The 13,588-nt window shown below is 38.4% G+C and carries 12 protein-coding genes, 1 tRNA gene and 1 other RNA gene; all 14 read left to right on the top strand.

The features are described 5' to 3' along the window. Nucleotide 1 precedes the first annotated feature (1 nt). The 14 genes from AAA071_RS03085 to AAA071_RS03020 all read left to right on the top strand — a co-directional run bounded on the left by AAA071_RS03085 (nucleotide 2) and on the right by AAA071_RS03020 (nucleotide 13,586). Nucleotides 2-445, top strand: coding sequence for a regulatory protein RecX (locus AAA071_RS03085; RefSeq protein WP_039965037.1), 444 nt, complete (start codon nucleotides 2-4; stop codon nucleotides 443-445). A 213-nt stretch (nucleotides 446-658) separates the two neighbouring features. Next, nucleotides 659-2,164 (top strand): ribonuclease Y, encoded by a 1,506-nt coding sequence (gene rny, locus AAA071_RS03080; RefSeq protein WP_038125528.1) that lies wholly within the window; start codon nucleotides 659-661, stop codon nucleotides 2,162-2,164. A gap of 256 nt (nucleotides 2,165-2,420) precedes the next feature. Further along, the gene (gene dnaG, locus AAA071_RS03075; RefSeq protein WP_077708560.1) at nucleotides 2,421-4,193 is read left to right on the top strand and encodes a DNA primase; all 1,773 of its coding nucleotides are present in this window, start codon (nucleotides 2,421-2,423) and stop codon (nucleotides 4,191-4,193) included. 28 nt (nucleotides 4,194-4,221) lie between these two features. After that, nucleotides 4,222-5,382, top strand: coding sequence for an RNA polymerase sigma factor RpoD (rpoD, locus tag AAA071_RS03070; RefSeq protein ID WP_077708559.1), 1,161 nt, complete (start codon nucleotides 4,222-4,224; stop codon nucleotides 5,380-5,382). Nucleotides 5,383-5,587: 205 nt separating this feature from the next. Further along, nucleotides 5,588-5,926 carry a 6-carboxytetrahydropterin synthase QueD gene (queD, locus tag AAA071_RS03065; RefSeq protein ID WP_021148329.1) on the top strand — a complete coding sequence of 113 codons (339 nt, stop codon included), beginning with the start codon at nucleotides 5,588-5,590 and terminating at the stop codon, nucleotides 5,924-5,926. After that, a complete protein-coding gene (locus tag AAA071_RS03060) occupies nucleotides 5,913-6,656 on the top strand; it encodes a 4Fe-4S cluster-binding domain-containing protein (RefSeq protein WP_349234022.1) in 744 nt (247 codons plus the stop codon). The genes queD and AAA071_RS03060 overlap by 14 nt, the downstream gene beginning before the upstream one ends. Nucleotides 6,657-6,756: 100 nt before the next feature. Beyond that, the gene (gene folE, locus AAA071_RS03055; protein WP_349234046.1) at nucleotides 6,757-7,305 is read left to right on the top strand and encodes a GTP cyclohydrolase I FolE; all 549 of its coding nucleotides are present in this window, start codon (nucleotides 6,757-6,759) and stop codon (nucleotides 7,303-7,305) included. Between the two features lie 65 nt (nucleotides 7,306-7,370). Beyond that, a tRNA-Ile gene (locus AAA071_RS03050) sits at nucleotides 7,371-7,445 on the top strand. A gap of 192 nt (nucleotides 7,446-7,637) precedes the next feature. Continuing rightward, nucleotides 7,638-8,360, top strand: a complete 723-nt coding sequence (locus AAA071_RS03045; protein WP_349234021.1) for a tRNA (adenine(22)-N(1))-methyltransferase — start codon at nucleotides 7,638-7,640, stop codon at nucleotides 8,358-8,360. A 20-nt stretch (nucleotides 8,361-8,380) separates the two neighbouring features. After that, complete coding sequence (locus AAA071_RS03040) at nucleotides 8,381-9,484, top strand: Nif3-like dinuclear metal center hexameric protein (protein ID WP_349234020.1); 1,104 nt, start codon at nucleotides 8,381-8,383, stop codon at nucleotides 9,482-9,484. A 49-nt stretch (nucleotides 9,485-9,533) separates the two neighbouring features. After that, nucleotides 9,534-9,884, top strand: an RNA gene (gene rnpB, locus AAA071_RS03035) — RNase P RNA component class A. A gap of 57 nt (nucleotides 9,885-9,941) precedes the next feature. Next, complete coding sequence (locus AAA071_RS03030; protein ID WP_004698670.1) at nucleotides 9,942-10,271, top strand: thioredoxin family protein; 330 nt, start codon at nucleotides 9,942-9,944, stop codon at nucleotides 10,269-10,271. 274 nt (nucleotides 10,272-10,545) lie between these two features. Beyond that, nucleotides 10,546-11,685, top strand: coding sequence for a hydrogenase small subunit (locus AAA071_RS03025; protein ID WP_004696383.1), 1,140 nt, complete (start codon nucleotides 10,546-10,548; stop codon nucleotides 11,683-11,685). Further along, nucleotides 11,685-13,586: a nickel-dependent hydrogenase large subunit gene (locus AAA071_RS03020; protein ID WP_004698603.1), complete on the top strand. Its 1,902-nt coding sequence runs from the start codon at nucleotides 11,685-11,687 to the stop codon at nucleotides 13,584-13,586. The genes AAA071_RS03025 and AAA071_RS03020 overlap by 1 nt, the downstream gene beginning before the upstream one ends. The last annotated feature ends 2 nt before the right edge of the window (nucleotides 13,587-13,588 follow it).

The following is a 13,588-nucleotide window of genomic DNA, read 5'->3' as shown; positions in this document are numbered from 1 at the left end:
CATGAGTGACGAAACGATGCAAGCTGCTATGGATCAAGCGTATCGCTTCTTAGCTCAACGCTTTCTTAGTTCTTATGAACTGACACAAAAAATGAGACGTAAACAATTCGAGGACCCTATCATTGAGAGGGTCCTTGAGCGCCTTAGAGATTATGATTACATCAATGATGAACGTTTATCGGAGCAAGTATTAACCTATTTGATGAAAGAACAAAAATACGGTGCTTATATGATTAAGCAAAAAATGAAACTTCGAGGACTTGCGATTCCTCAAGAAATTTCTGCTTATGATGAGGTAAAAGCTGCTTATCGGGTGGTAGAGAAAAAGTTTGGATCTATTCTCAATGAAGAAAAGACTCCTCGGGTAAAGGTTTTCAGTTTTCTCAAATACAGGGGGTTCTCAACAAGCACAATTCAAGTTGTATGCAATGATTTTTATGAATAAATTATGCTTTTTGAGAGGCCTTACTAAGCTTGTAAAATCTTGACAGAAAGGGCTTTGAAGTCTAAAATTAATAATAGCCTTATTTATTTATATGATGATATGGCTAATTGATAATTTAATGCATAAAGGGCATAAAAAGGAGCATGAAAGCTCAATTTTGAGAAATAAAAGGAGGTGAAAGAAATTTTAGAGTATAGTCTAATTGCAGTGGTAATGGTACTGATTGGACTAGGGGTAGGCTATTTTTTAAGAAAAAATATTGCTGAAGGAAAACTGAATCAAGCTGAGCAAGAGGCTGCACGCATCATTGCAAATGGTGAACGCACAGCTGAGTCTAAAAAGAAAGAAGCTTTATTAGAAGCGAAAGAAGAAATTCATAAGCTCCGTTCTGATGTGGAACGAGAAAATAAAGATCGTCGTTCTGAACTTCAACGTATGGAACGTCGTATTCTTCAAAAAGAAGAATCTTTGGATAAAAAATTAGACAATATTGAGCACAAAGAGGAAGCTTTACATCGCAAAGAAGCTGACTTAGCCCAAAGCCGTGAAAAGGTAGAAGCTTTGTATGAAAAACAAATGGCAGAATTAGAACGTATTTCTGGCATGACGTTCGAAGAAGCAAAAAATATCTTGTTAACGAATGTGGAACAAGAAATCCGTCATGAAACGGCGATTATGGTTAAGGAAATGGAGCAGCAAGCTAAGGATGAAGCGGAGAAAAAAGCGAAAGAAATTATCTCCTCTGCAATCCAACGTTGTGCAGCTGACCATGTAGCGGAAACTACCGTATCCGTAGTGGCATTGCCTAATGATGAAATGAAGGGTCGCATTATCGGTCGTGAGGGCCGTAACATTCGTGCACTCGAAACATTAACAGGTATTGATTTGATTATCGATGACACGCCAGAAGCAGTTATTCTTTCCGGCTTCGATCCAATTCGTCGTGAAGTGGCTCGTATTGCGCTGGAAAAATTGATTGTAGATGGTCGTATCCATCCAGCTCGTATTGAAGAAATGGTTGGTAAAGCTCGTAAAGAGGTGGACCAAACTATTAAAGAGGCTGGTGAACAAGCGACATTTGAAGCTGATGTTCACGGCTTACATCCTGAAATTGTTAAGATTTTAGGCCGTTTGAAATATCGTACTAGTTATGGTCAAAACGTATTGAAACATTCCATTGAAGTATCTCATTTAGCAGGTTTAATGGCAGCTGAACTAGGCTGTGATGTAACTTTGGCTAAACGAGGTGGTTTGATTCATGATATTGGTAAAGCATTAGACCGTGAACTTGAAGGTTCTCATGTTCAAATCGGTGTTGATGTGGCTCGTAAATATCGTGAAAGTGCAGCAGTAATTAACTGTATTGGTGCTCATCATGGTGATGAAGAGTTCCAAACTGTAGAAGCTGTATTAGTAGCTGCCGCTGATGCTATCTCCGCTGCCCGTCCAGGAGCACGTCGAGAAACATTAGAAAACTACTTAAAACGTTTATCTAAATTGGAAGAAATCGCTGAATCCTTCGAAGGCGTTGAAAAATGTTTTGCTATTCAAGCCGGTCGTGAGATTCGCGTTGTAGTAAAACCGGATAAGATTGATGAAGCTGAGTCTACATTACTTGTTCGGAATATCGTAAAACGCATCGAGTCAGAACTTGAATATCCAGGCCAAATTAAGGTCGTAATTATTCGTGAAACTCGCGTTGTGGATTACGCAAAATAATATGCTATAAGCGATAAGTATAGGCTGCAATGTTTTCATTGCAGCCTATTGTTATCAAAGTTTCGGTAATTACATATTGCTATATACGGCGTATAGAAATCATCATGTACATTACATTGTAGATGATGATTCCTATGATTCGTATCAAGCTTTTTTATATTATTTTTATAATTTAATTGATTAAAATGCTTTACAAATAGAGGATTTTTTATTTGTATATAGAATTAATATATATATGGGGAAGGAGGCGTTGGCTATGAGCCGATATTTTGAAAATGAGTTGATTGAACAAATCAAAGATGCTAATGATATCGTGTCAGTTGTATCCGAGCATGTAGCCTTAAAGAAACGCGGCAAGAACTATTGGGGTTGTTGTCCATTTCATAATGAAAAAACGCCATCCTTTAGCGTAGCTCCTGAAAAGGGTTTTTATTATTGTTTTGGTTGCCATGCATCAGGAAATGCTATTAAATTTCTTATGGAATTAGAGCATTTAACCTTTGTAGAAGCCCTAGAACGGCTAGCTAATCGAGCTAATATTCCATTGCCAGAGGCGAAACTTTCACCTGAGCAAAGAGCTAGAGATGAAAGACGTAAAAAACTGTATGAAGCTTCTGATTTAGCAACCACCTTTTTCCATAACTGTCTCACTCAAACGTCTATTGGTAAAGTGGGATTAGATTATTTGAAAAAGAGGGGGCTCACACAAGAAACCATAGAACAATTTAAACTTGGTTTTGCTCCTGATGGTTGGGATAAGTTATATCGTGCCTTTCATGACCGTGGTATTGATGATTCCATTCTCTTGGAGTTGAATCTTGTCCGAAAGAATCAAAAGGGTCAATTTTATGACTTCTTCAGAAATAGAATTATGTTCCCCATTATGGATGGTAAAGGGCGAGTAGTTGCTTTTGGTGGGCGTGTTATGGATGATAGTACACCAAAATATTTAAACTCTCCAGAGTCATCAATCTTTGAAAAAGGTAAACTTCTATTTGCTTTTGATAAGGCTTATAAATCTATTCGTGAGGAAAAACAAGCTATTCTTGTAGAAGGCTATATGGATGTTATATCTGCTCATAATCATGGTGTTACTAATGTAGTCGCATCATTGGGGACTGCTTATACAAGAGATCATGGACATATCTTGATGAGGCAGGCTGAAGAAATCGTGTTAGCTTATGATATGGATGGTGCTGGTCGTCAGGCGGCTGCTAGAGCTATTGAATTATTGCAAAATACGGATTTTAAGGTGCGTGTCCTTGCTATGCCAGACGGCAAAGATCCAGATGATTATGTGCGTAATCATGGGGGGCAGGCATTTAAGGAGTTAGTTGCTAAAGCTGTTAAGCCTCTTGATTATCTATTAAGTGAGTCTTTAATTAAACACGATACAAATGATACAGAAGGAAAGCAGGCTGTTATGGCAGATGTTTTCCCATATATTGCAAATATAGATAGTCAAACGCAGAGAGATGATGCTTTAAAAACATTGGCATTGCCATTATGGCTTGATAATAGTACTATTTTTAGATACTTTAGAGATTATGTGAAAAAAGGACAAATTGAATTAGTGGATACGGCATCGACACCTTTGCCAACACAGGATTTACCAAGGGGTGATGCGGAAAAATTATTATCCTTAGCTTTCACAAATGGCGAAGTATTACAACATATGATGAGCTATTTGCCATTAGAGGACTTTGAAAAAATTGAATATCGAGGTATAATAGAAAAGCTATTCACCTTGTATAAGTCCGAAGGTCGTCTAGATGAAACTGCAATTCAATCTGTTTTATCTTCTCAAGAATACGATATTTACTCTAGGTTGGTCGTCATGAGTGACGATGAATATAAGGTACAAGTGCCTGCATTAATCCGCAAGATAAGGCTCCATTCATTGCGTGAACAGTATAAAGCGCATTCGATTATGGCGGATCAATTAAAACGAGCAGGAGATTCGACGTTTATTAGCGAATTACATAAGTGTCAGGAAATACAGAATTTAATTAGAGAATGGTCTAAGTAAATCATTAATGGTTAAAAAGGAGAGCGCTGTGGCTAAGAAAGTACAAAAAAGTCAAATAGAGGAGATTGTTGAGCAACTTCTTGAAAAAGGCCGTAAGAGCGGTGTGTTGACACAATCCGAGATTTCAGATGCTCTTCATGAGCAGACGGAAATTACTGCGGAACAATTAGATGATATTTATACGACTTTGGGTAAATTGAATGTTGAGATTGTGGCAGATATCGATGCTGATGATACAGATAATCATACAATTGAAACGGATGAAGATGAAGACGAAGTTTCTAGCGAGAAAAAAATTGCTATCGATTTAAGTGTTGATTCTGGTGTTAATATCGATGACCCTGTACGAATGTACCTAAAAGAGATTGGTCGAGTGCCATTGCTTTCAGCTGATGAAGAAATCGTATTAGCTAAGCAAATTGAAGCTGGTGCTCAAGAGGATGCTACATATAAAGATATTCAACTTAGCAAAAAGGCAAAGAAAAAATTGGTAGATGCTAACTTGCGACTAGTTGTAAGTATCGCAAAACGTTATGTAGGTCGCGGTATGTTGTTCTTGGATCTAATCCAAGAAGGTAACTTAGGTCTAATCAAAGCGGTAGATAAATTCGATTATACTAAAGGTTATAAATTTTCTACGTATGCTACATGGTGGATTCGTCAAGCAATTACGCGTGCTATTGCAGACCAAGCTCGTACGATTCGTATTCCTGTACATATGGTAGAAACAATTAATAAATTGATTCGTATTTCTAGACAATTGTTGCAAGACAAGGGTCGTGAGCCATTGCCAGAAGAAATTGCTGAAGGTATGGGAATTACTGTAGAGCGGGTGCGTGAAATTCAGAAAATCGCTCAAGAGCCAGTATCCTTGGAAACTCCGATTGGTGAAGAGGAAGATTCCCATTTAGGGGACTTCATCGAGGACCAAGATGCAATTGCTCCAGACGATGCAGCTAGCTACATTTTATTGCAAGAGCAGATTGAAGATGTATTTACATGCTTGACTGATCGTGAGCAACAAGTCTTGATTTTACGTTTTGGTTTGAAGGATGGTAAGCCTCGTACATTGGAAGAAGTTGGTCAACATTTCAATGTAACAAGAGAACGTATTCGTCAGATTGAAGGTAAAGCGCTTACTAAATTGCGCAATCGCGGTAAACGTGATAAAATCAAAGACTTCTTATAATATTTTGAAACTCTTAAGGGTTGTAATGCAGTGTTGTATAGCACTGTATTACAACCCTTTTGTGTTATAATAAAAAATAATAATATCTTACAATAAAAAATATTTTGTGATAAGACTTATGTAATAGACAAGGGTTTCATGTAATAGCGATAAGTCTTATGTAATAGATATAAGTTGAAAGCTTATGTAATAGATAGGAGATATAATGTTTACAGTTACTAAACGGTTAGAGGTGAGTGCATCTCATCAATTAAAACTAGATTATCCGAGTAAATGTCAAAATCTTCATGGGCATAACTGGATTATTACAGTTCATGCACGCTCTGAAGAGTTAGATCATAACGGGATGGTCATCGACTTTACGATTATTAAAGAAAAAATTCATGGTCGCTTGGATCATCGCCATATCAACGATGTACTAGGTGACATTAATCCCACTGCGGAGAATATGGCAAAATGGATTGCTGATGAATTGGGCCCAAAATGCTTTAAAGTAGAGGTTCAAGAATCTGAAGGGAACACAGCTGTTTATGAACGTGATTGAGATTTTTGCCTCTATTGATGGGGAAGGTAGTCGGCAAGGCTTGCTGACTACATTTTTACGTCTTCATGATTGCAATATTCGCTGTTCCTATTGCGATACGACTTATAGTTACGGCATTGATAGTGTATTCACAGAGATGACTGTAGCTGAGGTGGCTGATGTTATTGAAAGCTTAGGTAATCATCGCATTACTATTACTGGTGGGGAGCCCTTATTGCAAGAAGCCGCTGTAGTAGAGCTAATCGATGAGTTAAATCGTCGGAAGGCTGAAACAATGCAGGATAATACATCAGGTCAAGCTGGTTCAACTTGTATTATTGATATAGATAAATTTGATAAACGAGAGATGCTTAATAATAGCCTTTATGATTTCAATATTGAAACAAATGGCACGATTATACCGAGTTTTCATAGAGATAATGTGTGGTTTACCTACGATTATAAAACACCGTCTTCTTTAGCCGAAGAGTCTATGAATATAGACATATTCAAGGTGGCTACAGAACGAGATCTTATCAAGTTTGTCGTTGGTTCTCCAGAAGATTTGGATTGTATGCGTCGCATAATTGACCAATATCCTACAGCGGCTCAAATATATGTATCGCCTGTATGGGGACAGATTGAAGCGGTATTGATTATCGATTATATGAAAGCATATAATTTGCAAAATGTACGATTTCAACTGCAAATCCATAAATTTGTCTGGGATCCAGATATAAAGGGTGTATAGTATTATTAGGATGTGTAGTGTCAGTATCTTTTTTTATGCATAGTATGATATGGGATCTGATGGAATCTTGATATAAAGGGGTAAATATGGATACAAAAAAATAGAATCGCTTATATATCAGTTGTTAGAAGCACTAGGTGAGGATCCTAATCGGGACGGTTTGTTAGAAACACCGAAACGGGTAGCTCAAATGATGGAAGAGGTATATGAAGGCATTCAGTATACAAATGCTGAAATTGCAGAAATGTATGGTAAAACCTTCGCTGTAGATACAAATCAAATGGTAGTAGTAAAGGATATTACTTGCTTCTCTCATTGTGAACATCATATGGCATTGATGTATGATATGAGTATCAGTATTGGGTATATACCAAAAGGTCGTGTCATAGGTTTATCTAAGATTCCTCGCATAGCTGAAATGTGTTGCAAGCGTTTACAATTGCAAGAAAAAATTGGTGAAGATATTGCGGAAGTAATTTCTTTAGCGACAGGGTCTAATGATGTTATTGTGCACATTACATCGTCCCACAGCTGCATGAGTGCAAGAGGCATTAAATCTACAGATAGCCAAACGACTACACTAACTACTAAAGGCGTATTTAACGAAGATCATATGATTCACCGTTTTATGCTAATGAAACAGTCTTAGCGTTTGAGTTACCTTGACTAAATGATAGTCTATTCGGTATAATTAATAAGCTAGAAACTAACTGAGGGCCTATAGCTCAGGGGTAGAGCAACCGGCTCATAACCGGTCGGTCCCTGGTTCGATCCCAGGTGGGCCCACCATTATGTTGATATCTACCGTCCTTGAGATTTCAAGGGCGGTTATTTTTATATGTAACTCATTTTGAGGCAACATAATAGAGATTATTTCAGAATAGTATTGTGTTTATAGATATATAAACGAGAACAAATAAGTAAGAAAATAATCAAGAATTAGTAATTAAGAATAAATAATTAGTGATAGTAGAGGAAGTTATGGAACCTAGACCTATGATGGACCGCCTAGAAGCGGTATTCTCAATCGTACCAAAGGCGCATGCCATTGCAGATATTGGCACCGATCACGGCTATTTAGCGGTAGAGCTCATCAATCGTCAACGTGCTGAATATGTCATTGCCGGGGATGTGCATAAAGATCCGTTAGAGTCTGCAAGGGCATATGTTGAGTCTTGTGGATTAGCCGCTAAAGTAGATTGTCGTTTAGGCGATGGTCTTAAGATGACAGAAAAGGGTGAGTTGAATGGTGCCATTTGTTGTGGTATGGGTGGCTTCTTAATGCGAGATATTATAGATGCAGGACCAGAACCATTAGAGTTCTATGTACTCCAACCACAGAATGGACAAAAAGAATTACGTCAATACATGGTTCAAAAGGGATATGTTATCGTTCTAGAAATCATCGTAGAAGATGCTGGTAAGCTCTATACAGCGTTTTTAGTAGTACGCAATGATTGTGTAGAAGCTTATACAGGTATGACTGAATATGTAGATGTTTATCAAGCGTTACCGGAAGATTCCTTGTTGTGGTCTGTAGGGGCTTTATTGGAACAAGACAGACCACCACTTTGGATGAAATATATAGAGTATTTAATATATCAACGACAATGTGCATTAGATGATATGACAGAGAAATTAAGTCATATTGATAAATATCAGGATTTAGAGCAGGAAGTTAATTTTCTTCGGAATCTTTTATAGAATAGATAGGAAGTGATTTTATGACGACGGTTCAACAAATTATTAATGTAATGGAACAACTAGCACCCCGCTCCTATGCAGAGTCTTGGGATAATGTAGGTTTAATGCTGGGTAATCGGAATGCAGTTGTTACAGGTGTAGTGACTACGTTAGACGTAACAGATGAAGCCGTAGAATATGCTATTGAACAGAATTGTAATCTAATTATTAGTCATCACCCATTAATCTTTAAAGGGTTAAAACAGATATCATGTGATACTGCTCAAGGGCGTACGATTAATAAGCTGATTCAACATAAGATTGCCGTATATAGTGCTCATACAAATCTTGATATCGCTCCAGGCGGTCTCAATGATATGTTGGCGAAGCAATTGGGACTTATAGATATTAAGGGCTTTTTTAAAACTGGTGAAGAGGTGCTCTATAAGGTGACTACCTTTGTACCTGAAAGCTCGGCTGATGCGGTTCGTTTGGCGATGGGCGATGCAGGGGCAGGTCGAATTGGTAATTACGAATATTGCAGTTTCAGTACCCATGGTGAAGGGCGCTTTGTTGGTAATGAAGATTCTCATCCTGTCATTGGGACAGCTGGTGCTTTGACAGTGGCTCCTGAGGTACAAGTAAATGCTATAGTCGATGGTATGCATTTAAGCGAAGTCGTAGCGGCTATGAAATCAGCTCATCCGTATGAAGAGGTGGCTTATGAGGTTTTAAATATAGTTGAGCCTACTAGTTCAACTCAATATCTAGGACGTGTAGGTCGCTTGCCAAATGCATTAAACTTAGATTCTTTCCGTGAATGGGTACAAGAGGCTTTGCCTGATGCCAATATTCGCTTTGCCGGTGTTGCGCCAAAAGCGATTCAATCCATTGCACTATGCTCCGGAGCAGGTGCTGAATTTATTAAGGATGCCGCTCGATTACATGTAGATGCCTATATCACAGGTGATGTGAAGTATCATGAGGCGCAAATGGCTAAGGAATTAGGTTTACTCGTAGTTGATGGGGGGCATTTTGGAACTGAGTCTATAGTAGCGTGTGGTTTGCGTGATTATTTAATTTCTACAAGGCTTACTGTTCCTGTGAAAGCTTTTACAGAACAAAATGATTTCTTCTTTGTGTAATGATGCATTTTCTTGCAACAAATTGTTAGCTATGATAAACTGAATTGAAGCAAGTATGAAAGACGATTGCGAGTCTATAAGACTCGAGGAAAGTCCGAGCTCCATAGGGCAGGATGCCAGATAACGTCTGGCGAGGGTAACCTTAGGGAAAGTGCCATAGAAAAGGAAACCGCCACGTAAGTGGTAAGGGTGGAAAGGTGAGGTAAGAGCTCACCAGCAGTCTGGTAACAGGCTGGCTCGGTAAACCCCATCCGGAGCAAGACCGAATAGGGAAGGGTTAAGGGTGGTCCCGCCTACCTTCCGGGTTGTGTCGCTCGAGCGTGCAGGCGACTGTACGCCTAGAAAGATAATCGTCACCGCGCAAGTGGAACAGAACTCGGCTTATTGATTGCTTGCTTCTATATTTAACATATAATTGATAGTATATAAGATTGTAGATCTTTGTTAGGAGAACTTCATGGCAATTACAGCAATTACTAGTGTACAAGAATTTGATGAGAAAGTGCTTGGCGCTAAAGGTTTAGCTATTGTTGATTTTTGGGCTGGTTGGTGCGAACCTTGCACCGTTATGCGTCCAGAGATTGAAGACGTAGCAGAGCGTTTAAAAGGTCAAGTAGAATTCTTTAGTGTTAATGCAGAAGATAAAAATCTTCGTGGTATTTTGTTAAAAGAAGATGTTGATGGTATTCCATCCTTAGTATTCTTCCGAGATGGTAAAATGCTTGATTCCCTTGTGGGTTATAAAAAAGCAGATATGCTTGAGTCTCTAATAAAGGAAGTTATCTAATTAATTAATAACTAGGAATTCGTAGAAAATAAATAACATGAGGCTGTATATAAGAAAAGTTAATTTCTTATATACAGCTTTTTTGTTAAATTTTATAGTTTTCAAAAATGTTAAGTGATATAATAAAATAGTAAAAATATGATTGTCATCATGCTGGTTGAACTTCGTCAAACTGATAGAGTGAGCTCATAAAAATGATTTCTGTCATAAACGTTGTAGTTTATTAAGTAATATAATTATATTGCGCAAAGTTGTTGTAAGGAGGCTATATTCCATGAAGAATCGTATAAATAGTTTGTGGACACTCTTCCAAGAACGCCGTTTGAGTCGACGCACATTTATGAAATCCTGTGTAGCACTCACTGCTATTTTAGGTCTACCTCCAACGATGTTAGACACCGTTGTTAAGGCTGCCGAAACAACTGAATTACCTACGGTGATTTGGTTGCATGGTCATGAATGTACTGGTTGTAGTGAATCTTTTATCCGTTCATCCTCTCCCTTTACTTCTGATGTTATTTTGAACATGATTTCTCTTGAATATGATGATACTTTGGCGGCAGCGTCTGGTGCACCATTAGAGGAACATTTAGAAAAAATCATCAAAGAAAAAGCCGGTAAATATATCTTGGCTGTTGAAGGTGGCGTACCACTTGATGAAGATGGTGTTTATTGCACAGTAGGTGGACGTACATTTAAAGAATCCCTATTAGAAGCAGCTAAAGGAGCTGCAGCAATCATAGAATATGGTTCTTGTGCTTCTTGGGGCGGTATACAGGCGGCAAAACCAAATCCAACAAATACAGTTTCTGTATCTTCCGTTGTATCTGGTAAGCCTATTATCAAGGTTCCTGGCTGCCCTCCGATTCCGGAGGTTATGACTGGTGTAATTATGCATTATGCATTATTTGGTCAAATTCCACCTCTTGATTCTCAAGGCCGTCCTAAACAATTTTATGGCAATCGTATTCACGACACATGCTACCGTCGTGCCTTCTTTGACTCTGGTCTCTTCGTTGAAAAATTTGACGATGATGCATCTAAATCTGGTTGGTGCCTATACAAGGTAGGTTGTCGTGGACCTCAAACATATAATTCTTGTGGTAATCTACGTTGGTGGAATGGTTTATCCTATCCAATTCAATCCGGTCACGGTTGTATTGGTTGCTCTGAAAAGGGCTTCTGGGATAATGATGTGTTCTACAAACGATTACCAGATATTCCATTGGCTAATACTATCACAACTGCTGATACAATCGGTACAGTAGCTGCCGTTGGTGCCACTGCAGCGGTTATCGTTCATGGTGCAGCAACTCTTACGCGTAATAAAATTCTTGATATGAAAGAAGAAAAACGCTTAAAAGAACAAGGCTTATGGGATGAAAAGAAACATAATAATGGAGGAGGTCACTAATGAAACGCGTAGTAGTAGATCCGATTTCCCGTATTGAAGGTCATTTACGGGTTGAAATAAAAGTTGATGAAGCGAGTGGTAAAGTAGAGGACGCATTGTCTTCTGGTACTGCTTGGCGCGGTATCGAACTTGTTGCTAAAGATCGCGATCCTCGTGACCTTTGGGCGTTCGTACAACGGATTTGTGGTGTATGTACTACAACACATGCGTTGGCAGCATTACGTGCGGTAGAGGATGCAATTGGAATTACAATTCCTAAAAATGCAAACTATATACGTAATATCATGCATAGTAGTCTAGATGTGCATGATCATATCGTGCATTTCTATCACTTACATGCGCTTGATTGGGTTAGTCCGGTAGCAGCTCTTAGTGCAGATCCTGCTAAAACCGCTCAATTACAAAATGATGTATTAGCAACTTATAATGTGAGCGGTTTAGCACCTGCGGAAACGGCATCAAAAGACTCAGCCTATCCTAAAGAGTTTCCTAAGGCTACTACAGCATACTTTACGGCTGTACAACAAAAGGTTAAGAAAATAGTTGAATCAGGCCAATTGGGGATTTTCTCCGCTCAATGGTGGGATCATCCTGATTATAACTTGTTACCTCCAGAAGTTCATTTGATGGCCGTATCTCATTATTTGAACATTCTTGATCGTCAACGGGATATTGTAATTCCTCATGTTGTATTTGGTGGCAAAAACCCTCATCCTCATTACATTGTAGGTGGCATGCCATGCTCTATTTCTATGAATGATATGAATGCCCCTATTAATACGCAACGCCTTGCTGCTGTAGAGCAATCTATTGCATTGACTAAAGACTTAGTTGATAATTTCTACGTGCCAGATCTATTAGCTATCGGTAAAATATATGTAGAAAAAGGTATGATCGATGGTGGTGGCCTTGCGAAGAAACGCGTTATGTCCTATGGCGATTATCCTGATGATACGTACACCGGTATTTCTAATGGTGACTATCATAAGAAATGTATTGTTCGTTCCAATGGTGTTGTTGAGAACTTTGCATTAGGTGTAGATAAAGCAACATTCATCCCATTAGAAGGTAAAGATTTCATGGATCCTCAATATCTTAGTGAAGAGGTTGATCATTCCTGGTTTACATATCCAGATGGAACAAAAACACTTCATCCTATTGAAGGTGTTACTGATCCTAAATTTACAGGTCCTAAATCTGGTACAAAAGAAAAATGGGAATTCCTTGATGAAGATAAAAAATATTCTTGGATTAAATCTCCAACTTTCAAAGGGAAAACTGCAGAGGTTGGTCCATTAGCAAAATATATTGTTGTGTATACAAAGGTAAAACAAGGCATAATCAAAGACCCAACTTGGGCTGAATCTATGATTGTTCGTCAAATTGATACAGTATCACAAGTATTGGGTGTACCAGCTCATGTATGGATGACTACTATGGTAGGACGTACAGCATGTCGTGGCCTTGATGCACAGGTAGCGGCAAATATTAGCCAATACTTCTTTAACAAGCTTGTATCTAATATTAAAAATGGTGATACTACAGTAGCGGATATGACTAAGTTTGAACCAAATACATGGGATAAAGATGCTAAAGGTGTTGGTCTTGTAGATGCGCCTCGTGGTGGTTTGGGGCACTGGATACATATTAAAGATGGACGCTCTGCAAATTATCAATGTATCGTACCATCTACATGGAATGCGTGCCCTAAAACTGCAGCTAATGAACATGGTGCCTATGAAGATTCTATGATTGATACACATGTAAAAATTGCGGATAAACCACTTGAAATTTTGAAGGTAATTCACTCCTTTGATCCATGCCTAGCATGTGCAACCCATTTATACAATAAAAAAGGCGAAAAAATTGTTTCCGTCAATACAGATGCATTGTGTAAATAAAG

It is taken from the genome of Veillonella parvula (genome assembly GCF_040097785.1).
Taxonomy (GTDB): Bacteria; Bacillota; Negativicutes; order Veillonellales; family Veillonellaceae; genus Veillonella; species Veillonella parvula_D.
This window is presented reverse-complemented; position numbering and strand designations above follow the sequence as displayed.

Bases quoted from the DNA above. Each gene is read 5' to 3' on its own strand.
- AAA071_RS03085 (WP_039965037.1), top strand. From the start codon at position 2: ATGAGTGACGAAACGATGCAAGCTGCTATGGATCAAGCGTATCGCTTC.
- rny (WP_038125528.1), top strand. From the start codon at position 659: ATGGTACTGATTGGACTAGGGGTAGGCTATTTTTTAAGAAAAAATATT.
- AAA071_RS03030 (WP_004698670.1), top strand. From the start codon at position 9,942: ATGGCAATTACAGCAATTACTAGTGTACAAGAATTTGATGAGAAAGTG.
- AAA071_RS03045 (WP_349234021.1), top strand. From the start codon at position 7,638: ATGGAACCTAGACCTATGATGGACCGCCTAGAAGCGGTATTCTCAATC.
- queD (WP_021148329.1), top strand. From the start codon at position 5,588: ATGTTTACAGTTACTAAACGGTTAGAGGTGAGTGCATCTCATCAATTA.
- AAA071_RS03020 (WP_004698603.1), top strand. From the start codon at position 11,685: ATGAAACGCGTAGTAGTAGATCCGATTTCCCGTATTGAAGGTCATTTA.
- dnaG (WP_077708560.1), top strand. From the start codon at position 2,421: ATGAGCCGATATTTTGAAAATGAGTTGATTGAACAAATCAAAGATGCT.
- AAA071_RS03025 (WP_004696383.1), top strand. From the start codon at position 10,546: ATGAAGAATCGTATAAATAGTTTGTGGACACTCTTCCAAGAACGCCGT.
- AAA071_RS03060 (WP_349234022.1), top strand. From the start codon at position 5,913: ATGAACGTGATTGAGATTTTTGCCTCTATTGATGGGGAAGGTAGTCGG.
- AAA071_RS03040 (WP_349234020.1), top strand. From the start codon at position 8,381: ATGACGACGGTTCAACAAATTATTAATGTAATGGAACAACTAGCACCC.